The 18292-nt window shown below is 55.3% G+C and carries 23 protein-coding genes; 10 read left to right on the forward strand and 13 right to left on the reverse strand.

What is annotated here, in order from left to right:
* Positions 1-6: 6 nt before the first annotated feature.
* The 5 genes from bioB to ACJSDX_RS00410 all read right to left on the reverse strand — a co-directional run bounded on the left by bioB (position 7) and on the right by ACJSDX_RS00410 (position 5145).
* Positions 7-1014: a biotin synthase BioB gene (bioB, locus tag ACJSDX_RS00390; RefSeq protein WP_407993004.1), complete on the reverse strand. Its 1008-nt coding sequence runs from the start codon at positions 1012-1014 to the stop codon at positions 7-9.
* 10 nt (positions 1015-1024) lie between these two features.
* Positions 1025-1414, reverse strand: a complete 390-nt coding sequence (locus tag ACJSDX_RS00395; protein WP_407993005.1) for a hypothetical protein — start codon at positions 1412-1414, stop codon at positions 1025-1027.
* A 78-nt stretch (positions 1415-1492) separates the two neighbouring features.
* The gene (locus ACJSDX_RS00400) at positions 1493-2395 is read right to left on the reverse strand and encodes an SAVED domain-containing protein (protein WP_407993006.1); all 903 of its coding nucleotides are present in this window, start codon (positions 2393-2395) and stop codon (positions 1493-1495) included.
* A gap of 144 nt (positions 2396-2539) precedes the next feature.
* Complete coding sequence (locus ACJSDX_RS00405; RefSeq protein WP_407993007.1) at positions 2540-2830, reverse strand: hypothetical protein; 291 nt, start codon at positions 2828-2830, stop codon at positions 2540-2542.
* 437 nt (positions 2831-3267) lie between these two features.
* Positions 3268-5145: a methanol/ethanol family PQQ-dependent dehydrogenase gene (locus ACJSDX_RS00410; protein WP_407993008.1), complete on the reverse strand. Its 1878-nt coding sequence runs from the start codon at positions 5143-5145 to the stop codon at positions 3268-3270.
* 269 nt (positions 5146-5414) lie between these two features.
* Here ACJSDX_RS00410 and ACJSDX_RS00415 point away from each other — a divergent pair, with 269 nt between their 5' ends.
* Together ACJSDX_RS00415 and ACJSDX_RS00420 are read left to right on the forward strand one after the other, a co-directional pair.
* Positions 5415-6164 carry a hypothetical protein gene (locus ACJSDX_RS00415; protein ID WP_407993009.1) on the forward strand — a complete coding sequence of 250 codons (750 nt, stop codon included), beginning with the start codon at positions 5415-5417 and terminating at the stop codon, positions 6162-6164.
* 301 nt (positions 6165-6465) lie between these two features.
* The gene (locus ACJSDX_RS00420; RefSeq protein WP_407993010.1) at positions 6466-6684 is read left to right on the forward strand and encodes a GNAT family N-acetyltransferase; all 219 of its coding nucleotides are present in this window, start codon (positions 6466-6468) and stop codon (positions 6682-6684) included.
* A gap of 27 nt (positions 6685-6711) precedes the next feature.
* Here the strand turns inward: ACJSDX_RS00420 and ACJSDX_RS00425 are convergent, their stop codons facing one another.
* Positions 6712-7281, reverse strand: coding sequence for a TetR/AcrR family transcriptional regulator (locus tag ACJSDX_RS00425; RefSeq protein WP_407993011.1), 570 nt, complete (start codon positions 7279-7281; stop codon positions 6712-6714).
* A gap of 394 nt (positions 7282-7675) precedes the next feature.
* On the opposite strand from ACJSDX_RS00425, the gene ACJSDX_RS00430 reads away from it, so the two are divergent.
* From ACJSDX_RS00430 to ACJSDX_RS00440, 3 genes are all read left to right on the forward strand, one after another.
* Complete coding sequence (locus ACJSDX_RS00430; protein WP_407993012.1) at positions 7676-8071, forward strand: hypothetical protein; 396 nt, start codon at positions 7676-7678, stop codon at positions 8069-8071.
* A 205-nt stretch (positions 8072-8276) separates the two neighbouring features.
* On the forward strand, positions 8277-8588 hold the full coding sequence (locus tag ACJSDX_RS00435; RefSeq protein ID WP_407993013.1) for an aldo/keto reductase: 312 nt from the start codon (positions 8277-8279) through the stop codon (positions 8586-8588).
* Positions 8589-8620: 32 nt separating this feature from the next.
* Positions 8621-8776 (forward strand): hypothetical protein, encoded by a 156-nt coding sequence (locus tag ACJSDX_RS00440; RefSeq protein ID WP_407993014.1) that lies wholly within the window; start codon positions 8621-8623, stop codon positions 8774-8776.
* A 131-nt stretch (positions 8777-8907) separates the two neighbouring features.
* Here ACJSDX_RS00440 and ACJSDX_RS00445 read toward each other — a convergent pair whose 3' ends face one another.
* On the reverse strand, positions 8908-9201 hold the full coding sequence (locus ACJSDX_RS00445; RefSeq protein WP_407993015.1) for a hypothetical protein: 294 nt from the start codon (positions 9199-9201) through the stop codon (positions 8908-8910).
* 364 nt (positions 9202-9565) lie between these two features.
* Between ACJSDX_RS00445 and ACJSDX_RS00450 the strand changes: the two genes are divergently transcribed.
* Both ACJSDX_RS00450 and trmL read left to right on the forward strand, forming a co-directional pair.
* Positions 9566-10237: a ComFC family protein gene (locus tag ACJSDX_RS00450; RefSeq protein WP_407993016.1), complete on the forward strand. Its 672-nt coding sequence runs from the start codon at positions 9566-9568 to the stop codon at positions 10235-10237.
* Between the two features lie 3 nt (positions 10238-10240).
* Positions 10241-10705: a tRNA (uridine(34)/cytosine(34)/5-carboxymethylaminomethyluridine(34)-2'-O)-methyltransferase TrmL gene (trmL, locus tag ACJSDX_RS00455; protein ID WP_407993017.1), complete on the forward strand. Its 465-nt coding sequence runs from the start codon at positions 10241-10243 to the stop codon at positions 10703-10705.
* Between the two features lie 136 nt (positions 10706-10841).
* Here trmL and ACJSDX_RS00460 read toward each other — a convergent pair whose 3' ends face one another.
* The 5 genes from ACJSDX_RS00460 to ACJSDX_RS00480 form a co-directional block, all read right to left on the reverse strand.
* Complete coding sequence (locus ACJSDX_RS00460; protein WP_407993018.1) at positions 10842-11831, reverse strand: NAD(P)H-dependent glycerol-3-phosphate dehydrogenase; 990 nt, start codon at positions 11829-11831, stop codon at positions 10842-10844.
* A gap of 34 nt (positions 11832-11865) precedes the next feature.
* Positions 11866-12318 (reverse strand): SH3 domain-containing protein, encoded by a 453-nt coding sequence (locus ACJSDX_RS00465; protein ID WP_407993019.1) that lies wholly within the window; start codon positions 12316-12318, stop codon positions 11866-11868.
* Positions 12299-12772 carry a protein-export chaperone SecB gene (gene secB, locus ACJSDX_RS00470; protein WP_309566318.1) on the reverse strand — a complete coding sequence of 158 codons (474 nt, stop codon included), beginning with the start codon at positions 12770-12772 and terminating at the stop codon, positions 12299-12301. Before secB ends, ACJSDX_RS00465 begins: the two co-directional genes overlap by 20 nt.
* Before the next feature lie 134 nt (positions 12773-12906).
* On the reverse strand, positions 12907-13164 hold the full coding sequence (gene grxC / locus ACJSDX_RS00475) for a glutaredoxin 3 (protein WP_407993020.1): 258 nt from the start codon (positions 13162-13164) through the stop codon (positions 12907-12909).
* Between the two features lie 3 nt (positions 13165-13167).
* Positions 13168-13575, reverse strand: coding sequence for a rhodanese-like domain-containing protein (locus ACJSDX_RS00480; RefSeq protein WP_407993021.1), 408 nt, complete (start codon positions 13573-13575; stop codon positions 13168-13170).
* Between the two features lie 230 nt (positions 13576-13805).
* Here ACJSDX_RS00480 and gpmI point away from each other — a divergent pair, with 230 nt between their 5' ends.
* Together gpmI and ACJSDX_RS00490 are read left to right on the forward strand one after the other, a co-directional pair.
* Positions 13806-15359 carry a 2,3-bisphosphoglycerate-independent phosphoglycerate mutase gene (gene gpmI, locus ACJSDX_RS00485; RefSeq protein ID WP_407993022.1) on the forward strand — a complete coding sequence of 518 codons (1554 nt, stop codon included), beginning with the start codon at positions 13806-13808 and terminating at the stop codon, positions 15357-15359.
* A 3-nt stretch (positions 15360-15362) separates the two neighbouring features.
* The gene (locus ACJSDX_RS00490) at positions 15363-16643 is read left to right on the forward strand and encodes a murein hydrolase activator EnvC family protein (protein WP_407993023.1); all 1281 of its coding nucleotides are present in this window, start codon (positions 15363-15365) and stop codon (positions 16641-16643) included.
* A 94-nt stretch (positions 16644-16737) separates the two neighbouring features.
* Here ACJSDX_RS00490 and ACJSDX_RS00495 read toward each other — a convergent pair whose 3' ends face one another.
* Entirely contained in the window at positions 16738-17157 is a 420-nt protein-coding gene (locus ACJSDX_RS00495; RefSeq protein ID WP_309566312.1) for a secondary thiamine-phosphate synthase enzyme YjbQ, read from the reverse strand.
* Positions 17158-17355: 198 nt separating this feature from the next.
* Between ACJSDX_RS00495 and ACJSDX_RS00500 the strand changes: the two genes are divergently transcribed.
* Complete coding sequence (locus ACJSDX_RS00500; RefSeq protein WP_407993024.1) at positions 17356-18165, forward strand: PEP-CTERM sorting domain-containing protein; 810 nt, start codon at positions 17356-17358, stop codon at positions 18163-18165.
* Positions 18166-18292 lie beyond the last annotated feature (127 nt).

The following is an 18292-nucleotide window of genomic DNA, read 5'->3' on the forward strand; positions in this document are numbered from 1 at the left end:
TGTGATTTAAAGCGGATGGATGCCGAGCTTGTCGAACAGCTTGCGGTCGGCTTCAGCTTCGGGATTGCCCGTGGTCAGCAGCTTCTCGCCATAGAAAATCGAGTTGGCACCGGCCAGGAAGCACAAGGCCTGGATGCCTTCGTGCATGCTTTGGCGGCCGGCGGACAAACGCACGAAGCTCTGGGGCATGGTGATGCGGGCCGCCGCAATCGTGCGCACGAATTCGAACGGGTCAAGCTCGTCCATGCCATACATCGGCGTGCCTTCCACCTGGGTCAACAAGTTGATGGGCACGCTTTCAGGCGGACGCTCCATATTGGCAAGCTGCGCCAGCAGGCCGGCACGCTGGGCGCGGGTTTCGCCCATGCCGATGATGCCGCCGCAACAGACATTGATGTCCTGCTCGCGTACGCGGTCCAGGGTATCCAGGCGGTCCTGGTAGGTACGCGTCGTGATCACATCGCCGTAATATTCCGGCGCGGTGTCTAGGTTGTGGTTGTAATAATCGAGACCGGCATCCTTCAGTTGCTCGGCCTGGCCGTCCTTGAGCATCCCAAGCGTGGCACAGGTTTCCAGGCCCATCGCCTTCACTTCGCGGATCATAGCCAGCACCGGCTCCAGGTCGCGCTGCTTCGGGCTGCGCCATGCCGCGCCCATACAGAAGCGGCTGGCGCCATTTTCCTTGGCGGCCCGCGCAGCAGAGAGCACTTCCTCCAACTGCATCAAATCCTGCTTTTCCACATCGGTATGGTACCGTGCGGCTTGCGGACAATAGCCGCAGTCTTCGGAACAGCCGCCGGTCTTAATCGACAGCAGCGTGCTCACCTGCACGCCATTGGGATCGAAATTCTCGCGATGCACCGACTGGGCGCGGTGCATCAAGTCTGAAAACGGCAACTCGAATAGCGCGACGATTTCATCGACGCTCCAGCGCTTGGGGGCTTCTACACGGGCCTGCGTCTTGGCGCGCTCCACGCGGTCCAGGCCGCGTATATCAATCACTGAATCTCGCATGTGTTTCCTTTTATTCTGTTGTCTCGACGGTATATTCCTGCCATGGCTCCTTGCGCGCGCGCAGGATGTCGCGCACCCCCAGGGGGACTATCACCAGAATACTGACCGCCCATATGATCAGGGCGAGATTCAATCCTCCTCCTACCCAGCCTGCCATATTGGAACTAAAGTTGAGCAGCACCACCCAGGCGCCGAGCAAGCCATAGAAACGATAGCCCGCAGGCACCAGGTAGTCACAAACGCGGGTACAGGGATGGTTTGCCATCGAGGCATAGGTAAAAATGGAGGCAGCAATCCAGAAGGGGATCAATACCGGTATCACCACAGCAAGGCTGGAGAAAAAGGGAAAGCTCTGTGCTGCCCGCATCTGCTGCTTGGCAGTGATGATTTTGGTAGCCATGACATCAAAATGGAATTGAAAACCGGATTATAGCTTGTCAACATTCAAGACAACAATAAATTTACAACTGATTAAATATTAATCAGTTGCATTTTCCATCTCTTGTACGATCACCTGCGGAGTTTTCAACTTGGCCTGGTTTTTCCCAAAATTGAACATGAGGCTATGAGGGCCTGCATAACCCATGTGCACAACCTCCACTCCCATCGCATCCAATTTCTTCATAAGCGCATTGAATTGGTTGGCCAGACAGTTTTGCTTGCTCCAAGAAAACAGGGAGGAAGCGAGGTCTCCCAATGTCAGCCTCACGACTGGGCAATGCAATAAGGATTTGATTTCGGCATCCGGAATATAGTAAGAGCAGGAAACCGCCAGCACTATTTCACTCGCCTCAGAAAGTTGCTCCAACCCATCGACCGTGAATCGCACCTGGTCGTCGCCTCCATCGACTGGCTGCCACGATTGACTGACCTCGTCCCAATCCATGACGAGGTCTATCCTTTCTTCCGCCAGGATTTGGCCGGATAGAAACGCAATATGAGGCGGTGCATTGCCACCATAGACAACCTTTAACGTTTCAGGGCCATAACAGTGGCTTGCTTCCTGAACTCGTTGCTTCATGGCCTGTAATAGCTCCAATGAATAGTCCTGGATTTCATAGCTGCAGCGCTGACCAGTGACATGTTCAGGCAGGGACTTCATTAACCCTTGCTCCCTACCCACGCCCAGCACCATCACGTGGTTCAGCAGGTTTTGTCGGTAATCCAGGTCTATCTTCCGTATCTCTGATCTGACGCCGACAACCAGGCCCAGCAACGCCGCAATCCCGATTGCCAACCCCAATAGATTGAATGCATTGCTAAGTATGATGCCAATCAACGCCATCAGGCTGATGCGAAAGACCCAACTGCTCCAGCGATTCGAGAGGAGCGCCCACTCCAGCAACTGGTGTGTTGCGTGGCTTAAATATTGATAATCCATGGTATTCCAAGTGCCTGTCCCGAATCATCGCCGCGCACGCGTACGAAACAATTGATCAAGCGGCAATATCGAGAAATATTCAGAAAACACCGTGCTTGAAACCTCAAAACACGATGAAAATGGCGCTAAAAAGGCGCAGACAGGCTAGTGCTGGGGAGGAGCGCGGAGCAGGGAGAAAAAATAATGCGGAGGAGAAACCTTGTGGAAGCTATGTTCCCTCCAGTCAGGCAACCGGAAAGTAAAGTTATAAAAGATCGCGATGAAGACAATGGCTGCCAGCATCGGCACACTATCGAGAAAGGACTTGGGCTTGCGCGCCATGCCGACTTCGACGGCGTTGAGATTTTCATCGGCTTGAAAAGTTGGAACCTCCATACGCTCCATACTCTTCCCAGTGACTTCATGTAAATGAATGCCGCTTTCTGTCATCGTCATTGGCTGTCCAGCAGGGTGCGCATGCAAAAGCGGCAGGAAACCCTGCAAGCAAGCTAAGAATAATACTAACCATAAAGATAGATTGTTGAATCGGCGAAAAACCATTCAGCGATCATGAATGCATTTATTCATTTACGCATTCTAACAAAACAGTAAAACGATGCATATCTGGATAGTGTACCTGTAACGTGAATTGGCACCTCAGCCTATCAACACACCCATTTGAGACGTGACAAAACCGCGCGATACCCAGAACGGTCTGCTTGTGTGAAAGCAGTATTGGCTGGTTTATTGATCAAGAAGAAATTTGCCTATCTTTTAAATTATGCTTCGAGGCCTTAATAAAAAAACCCCTTCTTGAGCAAAGAAGGGGTGAATGATAAACCCTCAGTAGAGGAGATTTATCAATGGAGGCTAAGAAATTTAAGATTTGCTATTTAGAGGCTAAATACATTGAGCGCGCCGCCGCCTGGTGCCGCATTCCACTCCTTCAGCTCCTTGTAACCACCCGCAGCGCCCAGCGCATCTGTCGCATTATCCAGGCCGAGATTCATCGCCACCCCAGCCCAGCCGCCGATGCCGGACAATACGCCAACGTATTGCTTGCCCTTATGGCTATAGGTGAAGGCGTTACCGATCACGCCTGAGCCCACCTGGAATTTCCAGAGTTCCTTGCCGCTATTGGCGTCCAATGCCTTGAACCAGCGATCCAATGTCCCATAGAACACGAGGTCGGATGCGGTTGCCAGCGCCCCGCCCCAGGCAGAGAACTTCTCCTTGTTGTACCACTTGCTCTTATTGGTCATCGGGTCATAAGCGGCAAAGCCGCCCATCACCCCGTCAGGACCTGCGAACATGGTCAAGGTAGCGCCAACCCACGGCTGGCCTGCGATGTACTTGGATTCAACCGGTTCATACGTCATGCAGACATGGTTCAGTGGGGAATACACAAGACCGGTACGCGGAGAATACGCAGCAGGCTGCTGGTCCTTGGTACCTAGCGCGGCGGGGCAAATACCTTTAGTGTTGTAGTCTTGGTGGGTAGAGTATTTCGGATCCTTGTGCGGGATGCCGGTTTTCAGGTCGACATGAGTGGCCCAGTTGACGAACGGATGGACTTTTTCCGCGGAAACCAGGGTGCCGTTGGCAGCCTCGAAAGTATAGGCAAAACCGTTGCGGTCATGGTGCCAGGCATAAGTCTTGCCGCCCTTGTCGAACAGGATTACCTCGTTCACGCCGTCATAGTCCCATTCGTCATGCGGCGTCATTTGATAACCCCAGCGGGCCAGGCCGGTATCGACGTCGCGCGCGAAGATGGTCATGGACCACTTGTTGTCGCCGGGACGGACATCCGGGTTCCAGACGGAGGGGTTGGCAGTACCGTAATAGACCAGGTTAGTCTTGGGATCATACGGGAACCAGCCCCAAACCGAGGCACCGCCATTCTGCCAGCCGTCCTTCACTGCCTGTGGCTTGAGCCAGGTCTTTACACCCAGGTCTTTTTCCGGGAACTTCAGCTTTTCCTTGGGCAAGGCCTTGAATGAACCGCCTTCCTTGTTGCCACCATTGATATCTTCATAAACGGAAAGCGAACTGAAATGCGGGTTCTCTTTATTGAAGTCCTTGCCAATGAGCACGTCTGAGTCAGGACCGGTATGGTAGGCGCGCCAGACCAGCGATCCATCCTTGATGTTGTAGGCCGAGAAATGACAACGGACACCGTACTCTGCGCCGGAACAACCAGTCAACACCTTGTCCTTGATCACGTGCGGCGCATTGGTATTGGTGCCCCCCTCTTTAGGATCGGTCACCTTTGCATCCCAGACCTTTTGACCGGTCTTGGCGTCAAGTGCCACCAGCGTGCCGTCATTCTGCTGCAGGAAAATCTTGCCGTCTCCATAGCCCAGGCCGCGGTTAACCACGTCGCAACACATCACGGCCTGGACAGAAGGATCCTGCTTGGGGAAGTAGGCCCATACAATCTTCTGGTTATTGTTCAGGTCAAGGGCGTACACATTATTCGGGAATGCGGTGTGCACGTACATCACGTTGCCCACGACCACAGGAGAGCCTTCGTGGCCGCGGTTTACGCCAGTAGCGAACTGCCAGGCCGCTTTTAGATCCTTGACGTTGCTTTTATTGATTTGGTTCAGCGTGCTGTAACCCTGATTGTTGTACTGCCCCCGCGGATGCGCCCAATTGTTGGCATCTTTCATGGCAGCTTCCATATCCGCTGCCGCATATGACAACAACGGCGCTGATGCCGCCATGCCCAAGGCAAGGCTCACCACTAGATTAACCTTTTTGATTTTCATGTTGCCTTCTCCATAGTAGTAATTGCAATTCCAGAGCCTGATTCAGAACCAAACACTTGAATGCAGCGGCTTGGTTTCAACCCAGCCCTGTCTTTATCAAACCCCATCCAGACGGAACTCCTCCCGTAATTGGAGATTTGCCTGGCATGCGCCAGTGGAGTTACTATAGACAGACCTGTCTGACTTTGCAACTGTTATGTATTTCAATCGTCAGGAACAGGCAGTTATAATGCCTTCGCAGGCCGCATCAAACCGAGATTGCAGAATTTATGAACACTCAAAATGCAGGGAGAATTTTTGTCGCTGGCCAGCTGGCCGAAGCAATGCGTGCCCATGGAAGGAAACCGGCACAAAGATTGGGCGGCCTGGCGATCGCTCTGTCTTTATTGGGGAGCAAGGCTCCTGACAAGGCACTGTTCCGGCAGGCGGTTGAAAAAATCCAGGCAGATGACTTGGAGCTATTGCGGCAACTAATCAAGCCGGAGGTAAGCAAGGCAGGCGTGCCGCAATCAGAATTGATTGCAGAGCAGATATTGATGGTGCTGGTCGGCACCCTGCAAATGGAAGCGAGAAATGACGCTTCTGTCTCCTGGCCTATCGCAGTCAATGCGATCGAGGCATTATTGCAGAACTCCAAGCGGTCGCTTGCGCTCCGGTATGCCGCCCCTATGCTGGGAGCCTTTTTCTTCGCCGCGACCGGCTTGATCGGCTACCAGTTTTTCTTCCTGCCCAAAGTGACCAGCCAACCACTCCCGGTAGAGCCGTTGGCTATCGCCCCTGAAGATCCTAAAGTTCCTAGCCCTTATGTTCCCAGCCATTTCTACACGATGCGGCAAAACATGGAGAAAATGAAATGCCAGTTCCCTCAGGCGGCCATGTTGCCTGAAGCGCAACGCTCGGCCTTCCTGAACTTCATCAATACTGGGGAAATAGCCCTCACAGAGCTTACCCATCTGCAACTGGCATTATCCAAGGTACATTGCACTTACCCGTCTCTCACCGGCCAGCAAGAACGTTAATATGGATTCCGATCACAAAAGCCATGATATGCGCTTGTTGAATGTCATGAAGCAGCGCATGCAGAGCAAATATTGGCCATTTTCAATGAGGCGATAGCCAACTCTAGCGCGCTTTACGATTATGCCCCGCGCTCGCAAGCGTCCATGGGGCATTGGTGCTCCAGCAAGTAGCAAGCCGGCTTTCCGGTCATCGGCCTCATCGATGTTTCAGGAATATTGTTGAACTTTGCCACAGGGGAGAACATTTCGGCACTTTCCAGCCTATAAATACAACGCCTATATTTATGCGGACTATCGCGACATGGGACTGGGCAGGCAATTGCTCAAGGAAATCATCCGCCGTGCAAGCATGGCCGAGGTGCATGTATTGGGAAGCTGCATTGATGCGGCCAACTCCGCCCGCATCCGGTTACACGATCAACTGGGGTTCAAGCATGCCGGCACTTTCAACCAGCGAGGTTTTAAATTCGGCAGGTGGCTCGATGCCGCCTTTTACCAGATGACGTTGATACCCCGTTAGCGCCGCACGAGAGCTGAATGAGATGGCCTAACGGCCCAGCGAGGACCAAATCAGGAGAATAGCGGCTTGCTTTGCCCTGGCAGTGGCGCCGCTATCGGGAGTCAGACGCTCAACCAGCGAGGCTCCTTCAAACAGCATGATGATTTGCTGGCTGATGGACTCGGGCTCCGCCACCCCGGCCTCTTTTGCCAATTCAACAATATAGGCCTGGAGCTCATTCGACAGCCTGACGGAATACTGATGTACGGGATGTTTCGGATCCGGAAACTCGACAGATGCCAAGTGGAAGGGCAAGCCCTTGGAGCGCTGGGTCAGGATATGCTGCTCCAGCAGGCTGCACAACTGGATCAGCTTATCAGCCGGTTCTGAAGGCTTTTCCTTGAGGCCTTGGCTGAGCCAATCGATAAAGGTATCCGCGTTTCTTTTCAAGAATGCGATAACGAGAAGATCCTTGCTGGGGAAGTGCTTGTACAGGGTGGCTTTGGCCACGCCCGCCTCTGCGATGATCGTGTCCACCCCCGAGGCGTGAATTCCCCTGGATTCGAACAAGTTGCTCGCAACATTCAGGATTTTCGTCCTCATGTCTTCAAGCGTCATAGCACCCTCCTGGAATGAATATGATGCGCCGCTACACGAAATGACTTTAATGGGTTCACAAATCTACCGCCTGGTTCAGAGCCTAAATGACAAGCGAATGACTCCGCTTGCTTCATTGTCAAAATTCAAGTCAATTGTATCCCATTCCATTGATGCCAATGCATTATTCCTTGCTATTGGCCTTCATCTTGCAGAAGCCTTGCCCAATCTATCCATAAGGACATTACCGGACGGAAGCTACCTACTTCACCCTCGCCTGCGCTGCCTTCCAGCGTTATAACCCGATCTTTTTGCAAGGAAACATTCCCTTGCAAATTGCAAAGCTTGGTATATTATTCCAACATATACAGATCTGTATATATGTATTTATAAAATCACTTAGAGGAGAAAGTAAATGGAAGCTTTATTGATAGGCGCTGTGGCTTGTGTTACAGCTTTGATTTTATCTGCCTGGCTGATGACCTTTGCCAAGTGGTTCCCGATCAAGGGCGTTGATGAGTTCCTGATCGACTACAAGACCATGATCCGGGCGCACATCGACTATGCCCTAATGGCGCTATTTGGATTAAGCTTTTACGGCCTGGGAATCCCGCTTCCGACAGCAGCCTGTGTCTGCCTGGCAATAGGCGGATTCACCAATCCCACCATCTTCACCATTGCAGCTTTCGACACGAATTTCTGGTCCAAGAAAAAGTGGAAGGTATTCACCGCATTGAGCTTTGTGGTGTCGACGATCGGCTTTATCTGGATTACGTTCACCATCCTGATGCATGTGATCAATACGCTATAACACCATACAAATTGGTATACTCAATGCTCGTCCTAAAACGGTCAGGTCATCATCCCTCTTGGCACACTAGGTGGCTGGTAAGGAATATAGGCCGTTACTTCAGGCTTTACATTTCCTTGTTTGAACATTAGGCCATACCTTATGCTCCAAGAGGGAGACTTGCTTGGCGGTGAAGACTGCGACCACATAACTTGAGAGGCCTACCATGCAAAATCAATATTTCAAGCTTGGCGATTACAAGCTGCATCGCTTAGGGTTCGAGGCAATGCGCATTACCGGGAAAGGCGTTTGGGGAAAGCCCGCAGACCTGGCAGAGAGCATCGCCACCTTGAAACGGGTCCCGGAACTGGGGATCAATTTCATTGATACCGCCGACAGCTATGGACCCGACGTAAGCGAGGTCTTGATTCGGAAGGCCTTGCATCCTTACAAGGACCTGGAGGAAAACACGAAAGCTGCGGACATTACGCTTGCCCCTCGCGACTTTGACAGACTGTCCAGTATCCAATCGACATAATACTGGCAAGGCTGCACCCGGCGCCAAGCTATATGCCAGATACAACAGGCAGCGTCGCCTGGCTGGCTACCTCCTTCCACGTCATCATTTCGGCTGACCTCGAGCAGGCGTTCGAGAATCGCGCCAGTTCGAATTTCCGGCATATTGAATCTGGCACACCGGCTGCCGTGAAACCACCCGATTGCTGAGTATTCACCGTGTGAGCAACACCTCCCCACAAAGCAAAATGGCTTATGCCAAGCTTATTGGCATAAGCCATTTTTAACCCGCGCGAGCAAAGGCTGGATCAATACGATCTACAGCAAAACACCTTAACTTACTATCTTTGCTTTTGGTTAACGTCGGTGCCGCCTTGCTCAGGCTCATTCTTGAAACGCTGGCTCTTTTCTTTGGCATTGGTCGGAACAGCACCGTCCTTCAGGCTTTCACTACTGCTTCCCTCTGTCGTGCCTTGCTGTTGAGGCTCAAGGTAATTCCCGCTTGCAGGGGAATCAGGCACTGTATTCTTCTGCTTGTGGGCAGGCGGGGCATCGCCTATGGGATCAGCCGCATAAGCATGGGGCATTAGAATTACCAGAAAGGCTGACATGAGCACGCTATAAAAACCCTTCATTACGTTCTCCTTCCAATTGGTCATCGATACGAAACACCATGCTAAGGGATTTTTTCATGGAGTCATGTAGGCCCAGGCTTGATCTGGCTGTCAGTCCAGGCTGTGATGGCTGTAGGAGATCGCTTCGGCAACATTCAAGAATCTGGGCCATTGCATTTCTCGTTGTCGTGCCCGCAGGCCTGTCCTCTTTAATGAAGGCGCCATGAATCATGACAGGACACAATAGACATGTCTTAAACACTCATATTCGTCCGCACTGCTTGCCTGCTTTGCACTTTCGGACGAAAATCGGGAATAAGGCATTACAATCCCTTGCCTGTTTATCCACGCCCATAAGAGCAACACTATCCGTATGGCAGGATTCATGGAAACGCTGTTCCCCCAGCCGTGCCTGCTTTGCTCAAGCTGGCAGGCAGGCCCGTTAGGCATATGCGTCGGTTGCCTGGACGACATGCCGTGGCACATGGACAACGCCTGCCCTCAATGCGCGCTGCCAAGCAGCGACAACATGCTGTGCGGGCAATGCCTGAAAACCCCGCCTGCGTTCGATGCCGCCCGTAGTTTGTTTCAATATCGGTTTCCCCTATCGGCAGTGCTGCAGCAATACAAATACGGGCAATTGCTTACCATTGCCCGCACCATGGGGCTGCTGGTTGCCGAACATATAGGCAGGCAATCGGCCGCCGACTGCATTATCCCGATGCCATTGCATCGCCGGCGCCTGCAGGAGCGCAGCTTCAACCAGTCAGCGGAGATTGCCAAGGTAGTCAGCGAGCAACTGCATATTCCCCTCGCCTTGCAGGCATGCGCGCGTATCAAGCCGACGCCGCCGCAGGCGAGCCTGCCTTACAAGCAGCGCATCAGGAACATGCACGGCGCCTTCGAATGCCGGGCGGCATTGAAAGATATGCGCGTGATATTGCTGGATGACGTCATGACAACCGGCGCCAGCCTCGGCGCGCTGGCAAAAACAGTGAAGGATGCGGGCGCCAGCCATGTAGAATGCTGGGTGATCGCCCGTACCATTGCAGAATGAACCATGTTTGAAATCGTGTTATACCAGCCCGAAATCCCGCCCAACACCGGCAACATCATACGCCTGTGCGCCAACAGCAATACCCGTTTGCACCTGGTCAGGCCGCTGGGGTTCGAACTGGAGGACAAACAGCTCAAGCGCGCGGGGCTGGATTACCACGAATATGCCAGCCTGGTCGTGCACGAGAGCTGGGAAGCCTGCAAACAGGCGCTGGCTGGACGCAGGATGTTCGCGCTCACCACCAAGGGCAGCACCCGCCATAGCGACATTTGCTTCCTGCCCGGCGATGTGTTTGTATTCGGCCCGGAAACACGCGGCCTGCCGGAAGATATCCGCGCCGAGTTCAGCCCGCAGCACAGGGTCAGGCTGCCGATGATGCCGGAAAGCCGCAGCCTCAACCTGTCGAACTCGGCCGCTATCCTGCTGTACGAGGCCTGGCGCCAGCATGATTTCGCCGGCGCGGTCTAGCGCATGGCATCGGACACAAGGCCAATCGGCCCAGGCTTGCGGCTCGAGATAAAATCAACACACCCCACATCACAACCCATATAACAAAAAAGCACCATCGCTGGTGCTTTTGAACATTGCGGTTTTGACGCCAACGCTATAGCGATTCGGACTTCTGCTCCCGGCTGAGCAGGTTCTCCATCGCCTGCCGCGGCGAGCGCCCATGCGAAAGCACTTGGTCGACCTCCTGCGTAATCGGCATCTCGACGCCCAGCAGGCTGGCGCGCTTGACCACTTCGCGCGCGGTATGCACGCCTTCAGCCACGTGACCCAGGGTCTTGAGGATTTCCTGCAGGGTCTGGCCGTTGGCAAGGCGCAGGCCCACCTCACGGTTACGGGAGTATTGCCCGGTACAGGTCAGGATCAAGTCGCCTGCGCCAGTCAAGCCCATGAAGGTTTCCTTGGCGCCGCCCAAGGCTACGCCGAAGCGCGTCATTTCGGCCATGCCACGCGTAATCAATGCGGCGCGGGCGTTGTTGCCGCACTGCATGCCGTCGCTGATGCCTGCGGCAATCGCCAATACGTTCTTGAGCGCGCCGCCGACCGATACTCCGATGACATCGGTGCTGGTATAGACGCGGAAGTTGCCGCCATGCAGCATCGCGCCGGCCTTGGCGGCAAAATCCGCATCATTCGCGGCGAGGGTTACGGCCGTGGGTAGCCCACGCACCAGCTCCGCCGCGAAACTCGGCCCGGACAAGACGCCCCAGTGGCGGCTGTCGCCCAGCTCATCCTGCGCGACCTCGTGCGGCAACTTGGCAGTGGCGGCCTCCAACCCCTTGGAAGCCCAGACCACGGGCGCATCGGAACCCAGCCGCTTGATGTCCTTCAACGTATTGCGGAAACCGTTGGTCGGTACCACGGAGACGACCAGGTCGGCACCATCCAGCGCGCGGCCAAGGTCGCCTTCCACCGTGAGCTGGTCGCCGAACGCGAAGTCGCCGAGGTATTGCAGGTTGGCGCGCGTCACCTGCATATCCATGATATGCGCCTGGTTGCGCGTCCAGAGCGATACCTGGTGCTGGCGGCTGATTTGCAGGGCCAGTGCCGTACCCCAAGCGCCAGCGCCTAAAACTGAAATTTTCATAGTGGATTAATAGTGGGCTATTTAACCAGCCGCATCAAAAGCCCCACAGGGAGGAAGCCAATATATAGCCCGTGATGCCGTCCCTGTGCTTGACCTTGACCCAGCCATTGACCGGCGACTCCAGCATGTCGAGCACGACATCCTTGTCTGCCTTGCCCAGCAGTGCTGAAGCTGCATCCGCAGCCTGGCGTATGTCGGCCTGGCCGCCCTTGACCAGCACGGTACGTTTGTTTGCAAGCTGCTTGGCCTCGATCCAGTTGAGGCCGCCCTGCGCGTCACGCACTTTCAGCCATTCCCCCAGGTTCACGATCACCTCGACGGGATAGCCTTGGCCAAGAATATATGTTCTCTTGCCCTGTGCGGAAGGGGCGTCGTACACCACCGCCTTGGGCACGGACACGGAACGGAATTCGACTGCCGATGCCATGACCGGCATCAGCAGGATTGCGACAGCTAAAGACAGCTTATTAGTGTGTGGTTGCGCCATTCGCCTTGGCCTGCTCTTGTTTTTGCTGTGCGTACAGCGCTTCAAAGTTGACAGGGTTGAGCAATACAGGTGGGAAACCTGCGCGCGTCACGATATCGGAGATGGTTTCGCGTGCGTATGGGAAAATGATGTTCGGGCAAGTCACGCCGAGGATGATGTCGATATTGTCCTGAGGCACGTTGCGGATCTGGAAAATACCGGCCTGGGCCACTTCCACCAGGAACACTGTCTTGTCGCCGAGCTTGGAAGTCACGGTCACGGTGACCACCACTTCGTAAATGCCGTCTTCCAGTTGGGCGGTGGCATTACTCAACTCGATGGAAACCTGGGGCGCTTCGCGCTGAATGAAAATTTGCGGGGCATGCGGGATTTCCAGCGAGAGGTCCTTGACGTAGACCTTCTCGATACCGAATGCCGGTTGTTGCTCTTGTGCTGCTGCCTGTTCTTCTGCCATGTCTCTTCCCTTGACTTCGGGTTGCGCCAAGCGCCCCCTACATATTAATAAAATTAAAAACCAAAAAGCGTCTAAAACTCAAGCCTGCCATTCTATCCGCTTCAGCCCAGGTTTTGTACTAAAAAACCGTGACACTATTTCGCCAGCAACGGGTCCAGCTTGCCGGCCATATCGAGCGCACGCAGGTCATCAAACCCGCCCACATGCACATCGTCGATATAGATTTGCGGAACAGTGCGCCTGCCGGTCTGCTCCATCATTTTCAGCCTGAGCTCAGGCTCGAGGTCGACGCGCACCTTGTTGATCTGCTGCACGCCCTTGCTCAGCAGCAAGCGCTCGGCATTGATGCAGTAAGGGCAAGTTCCTGTGGTATACATGAGGATGTTCGCCATCGCCTAACCCTTCACCAGCGGCAGCTTGGCATCCTGCCAGGCCTTGACGCCGCCCTGCAATTGCTTAACCTGCTTGAATTCGTTTTTTGCCAGGATAGCCGCCGCCTTGCCGGCGCGCGCGCCGCTTTCGCAATACACCAGCACCGGCTTGTCCTTGAACTTGCTCAACTCCTTGAAGCACTCGGGCAGCTGCGCCAATGGGATATGCTTGGCATCGGCGATATGGCCGGCCGCGAACTCGGCGTCGTCACGCACATCCAGCACCACGGCATGGGAACGGTTGATCAAGATCACCGCATCGCTGGCGCTGACGGCAGCCCCGGCCCCGCGCCTGATTGTCGGCAACAGCAACATGATGCCGGAGCCGATTGCCAGCCCGATCCATAATGCGTTCTTTGCAAAAAAATCCACAGTCACCTCAAGATATGCCCGAAAGGCATCATTGTACTAAAATTACCACCGCCTACAGGCGGCCATTTCAGACTAGATGATGCCGGCCGGGGGGAAATTCAAGCCCATATTGCAAAAAACTGAACAAAAACCATTCCTGGCGGATCAAATCGGCGATTAAACATGCGTGATCAACAAAAAGTCTCTAAAATACAGGGCTATTTCTTGAGTTCACCGGAATCCTCACCGCAATGACTGTAACGCCTGCATTACTCGTTATCCTTGATGGCTTCGGCTACCGTGAAGATAGCCACGACAACGCCATCGCCCTGGCCAACACGCCCAACATCGACCGCTTCTGGGCACAGTACCCGCATACCCTGATCAACGCCTCCGAGACTTTTGTCGGACTACCCAGCGGCCAGATGGGCAACTCCGAGGTCGGCCACCTGAACATCGGCGCCGGGCGCGTGGTGTTCCAGGATTTCGAGCGCATCAACCGCTCCATCGCATCGAGGGAGTTCTTCAGCAATCCCGTCCTGGTCGAGGCTGTCGACAAGGCCAAGGCCGCGCACAAAGCGGTACATATCCTCGGCCTGGTATCCGACGGCGGCGTGCACAGCCACCAGGACCATATCCACGCCACGATTGAAATGGCGGTGAAAGCCGGCGTGGAAAAAGTGTATGTGCATGCCTTCCTCGACGGGCGCGACACGCCGCCGATCAGCGCCAGGCCTTACCTGGAAAAGCTCGAGCAAGCCTGCGCCCGCATCGGCGGCGGCAAGATCGCCTCGATTTGCGGCCGCTTCTACGCCATGGACAGGGACAAGCGCTGGCCCCGCGTCGAGGCCGCCTACAACCTCATTACCGACGGCCAGGGCGAGTTTGCCGCGGCCACCGCCCTGCAAGGCCTGGAAGCCGCCTATGCGCGCGACGAGAAGGACGAGTTCGTCAAGGCCACAGCGATTGCGGCGGCCGGGGAGCAGCCAGTGACCATGGAAGACGGCGACGTGGTGATCTTCGTCAACTTCCGCTCAGACCGCGCGCGCCAGCTCACGCACGCCTTGCTCGACCCCGACTTCGAAGGCTTCAACCGCCGCCGCCAGCCCAAGCTGGCAGGCTTTTACACCCTGACCCTCTACGACAAGGCGGAAACCCGGGCTACGCCGATTTTCGCCCCGGTGGAAATCCGCAATACCTTCGGCGAATATGTCGCCCAGCACGGCTTGACGCAATTGCGCATTGCCGAGACCGAGAAATACCCGCATGTCACTTTCTTCTTCAATGGCGGCGAGGAACAAGTGTTCAACGGCGAAGACCGCATCCTGGTCCCCTCCCCCAAGGTGGCGACCTACGACTTGCAGCCCGAGATGAGCGCTTACGAAGTCACGGACAAGCTAGAAGCCGCCATCCTGAGCAGGAAATACGACGCCATCATCTGCAACTATGCCAATTGCGACATGGTGGGCCACTCCGGCGACCTCACCGCCTCGATCAAGGCGGTGGAAACCATAGACACCTGCATTGCCCGCATCGTCAAGGCGATGGAAAGCATAGGCGGGCAAATGATCATCACGGCTGACCACGGCAATGTCGAACAGATGCGCGACTACGAGAACAACCAGCCCCATACCCAGCACACCACCAACCAGGTGCCGCTGTTCTTCATCGGCAAGCCTGCCACCCTGGCCGCCCCGGGCACCGGCTCGCTGTGCGACCTGGCGCCGACGCTGCTGGCCATGATGGGACTCAAGCAGCCGCCTGAAATGACCGGAAAATCCCTGGTCGTTTTCCAGGCGGAATAGCGTATGCACGTGCGCTGGCTCAGCATGCTGCTTGCAAGCAGCCTTTCTGCCGCGCCAGCCGCATGGGCCGCCAAGAACGACCCGGAAAAGCCCAAGGCGGCGCTGGATGAAATCCACCAGCGCCTGGAATCGCTGAAGAAAGAGCTGGACAGCTCCAAGGAGGCGCATGCCGAGGCGGCCGACGCGCTCAAGAAAAGCGAAAAGGCCATCAGCGACGCCAACCGCAAACTGGTCGAGCTCAAGCAGCAACAGCAGGAAAGCAGCCAGGCCTTGCAATCCCTGCAAAAACAGAAAGCTGCGCATGAGGCTGAACTCAAGCAACAGCAGGCGCTGCTGAACCAGCAGTTCTACCAGCAATACCTGCACGGCAAACCCAACCAGGCCCAGGTGCTATTGCAGCAGCAGGACCCCAACGCCGCAGCGCGCCAGTTGCATTACTTCGGCTACGTATCCCAGGCGCGCAAGGAACTGATGGACGCAGCCTCCGCCAACATTGCCAAGGTGGAGGCCCTCAACGCGGAAACCAGCAAGACCCTGGCGCAACTGGACGCGCTCCAGGAACAACAGGAAAAAGAGCGCACGGAACTGCAGCAGCAAAAGAGCCAGCGCGACAAACTGGTCAAGCAGCTTTCCAGCAAGATCAGCGCGCAACGCAACGAGATCGACAAGCTCAAGCGCGACGAGCAGCGCCTGACGCAATTGATGGAAAAGCTCGCCAAGGCTGCGCGCGAACAAGCCGCGCGTGAAAAGGCTGCCCGCGAGAAAGCCCAACGCGAGGCCGTGCGCGACAAATCAAAACAAACCGCAGGCGCCGCCAACAAGTCCCCGGGCGGCAAGATCGTCGGCCGCAATGACACGTTGCCCAGCAATGCATTTGACGGCACCAACTTCGCCTCGCTCAAGGGCAAGCTCAACCTGCCGGTACGCGGCGAGATCACCAACCGCTTCGGCAGCAGCCGCGCCGACACCGGCATTTCCTGGAAAGGCCTGTTCATCCGGGCCAACGAAGGCAGCGAGGTCAAATCCGTCGCCAGCGGCCAAGTCGTGTTCGCCGACTGGTTGCGCGGTTTTGGCAACCTCATCATCGTCGACCACGGCAACGGCTACATGAGCTTGTACGGCAACAACCAGGCAGTGTTGAAGCAGGTCGGGGACAACGTCAAGGGCGGGGATACCATCGCCTCGGTCGGCAACAGCGGCGGCAATGAACAGCACGGCGTTTACTTTGAGCTACGCCACCAGAGCAAGCCTTTCGACCCGCTGAGCTGGAGCGTGGTGAAGTAAAAGCTAAAAGCGCCTGCCAGGCGCGGCTCAAACAAAGCTTATAAAACAGTATAACGAAACCATCCCACAGAACAGCGAGACTTCCTGCCGCTGCTTATTCGCCTATCAAGTGCAGCAACACCTTGCGCGTATGCGACATGCGCCGGTGCTCGTAGAGGAATATCCCCTGCCAGGTGCCCAGCGCCGCCTTGCCGTCCACGACCGGGATGGAGATGCTGGTCTGCGTCAATGCGGATCGCACATGCGCCGGCATGTCATCCGGCCCCTCGGCGGTATGGATGAACAGCGGGTCGCCGTCAGGCACCAGGCGCTCGAAGAAGCTTTCCATATCCACCAGCACGTCGGAATCGTAATTCTCGTTGATGAGGATGCTGGCCGAAGTATGCTGGATGTACAGCGTCAACAAGCCCTGGCGGATGCCTGCCGCGCCCACCCACCGCGTCACGGCAGGCGTAATGTCATACAAGCGGCGCCCGTTGGTATGTTGAACGATCTGGTGATGTTGCTGCTGCATGCAATGACTCCTGAGGCTTAGCCTGATGTCCGAAGTATAACGGCCGAGTGCGGCACCGAAAAATAAAGAACCGTCCAGCCCCAAATTTCTGCAATGAAAACGCCCGCCCAATAGTCTATTCGGACCATTCACAAGGTATATCAATATACCTTTACCACGCCCATAATCATAGCCTCCATCACCCCTGGGAGAATCAAAATGAAAATGCGTTACTTGAGTGCCGTCGTCATGCTCGCAACCGCTATTCCCGCTTTGGCTGCCCCCACTACCATCAATTCCAGTGCCGTCGATATCACCTACGATCCGGATACGTTCCTGTTCGAAGTCAATGATGCGTATTACGGCTGGCAAACATTGGATAACAGTATTGCTTCAATATCCGGTGTTACCAATGGAGTTTCAATCAACTTTAATGGCTCTCTGTATGTCAGTGCGGACGGCGGGCGTTATTTTAGTTACGAAAGCTTTTCCGGCACCTTTTCCCTTCCATTGTCCTTTACCGTACATCCCGGCCAGGTCATCGAAAGTTACTCCATCACCTATTCCGGCACTTATGACGCGTCAAACGGTAGCCTGGGTGCCGCCGGTGTGAGCGTTAACGGTTCAGGAGCATCATTTTACGGTTATGACGGGTATGGTTCCAGTTTCAGCGCAACAGGCATCATTCCCGGTGACGCTCCACCCACGATCGCTGGTTCTTTCGAAGCTTGGGCGGATTATACTTGGACGTCTGTTTATATGGGTCAGGTGTGGATTGACACCAGCTATTACGTACCAGGGCCATGTGACGAATATGGATTCTGCGAGCCCGATCAATTGGTAGAGGATGGCTATTGGGAAGATGTATATGAAGACCAAGGCGTAATAGGCACTGCGTCGCTCAACCTGCAATCCATCCAGGTGGTAGCCAATATTGCCGCCGTGCCGGAAGCAAGCTCCTATGCGATGCTGCTGGCAGGATTAGGCGTATTGGGCCTGGCTGCACGTCGTCGGCGCCCACGCAATTGATCTCCCTGCAGTCAGGCTCGCTACCGTCCCGGCGCGGGCCTGACTGCTTGTTTGCGGCGGCGCAACTCCTGCTTGCTTCGCCGCCTGCCCTCTTGTGATCCGGCCGCCTCGGGATAGAATAGTCGGC

Origin of the sequence: Methylobacillus draconifructus, assembly GCF_045984355.1 — a bacterium.
GTDB lineage: Bacteria > Pseudomonadota > Gammaproteobacteria > Burkholderiales > Methylophilaceae > Methylobacillus > Methylobacillus flagellatus_A.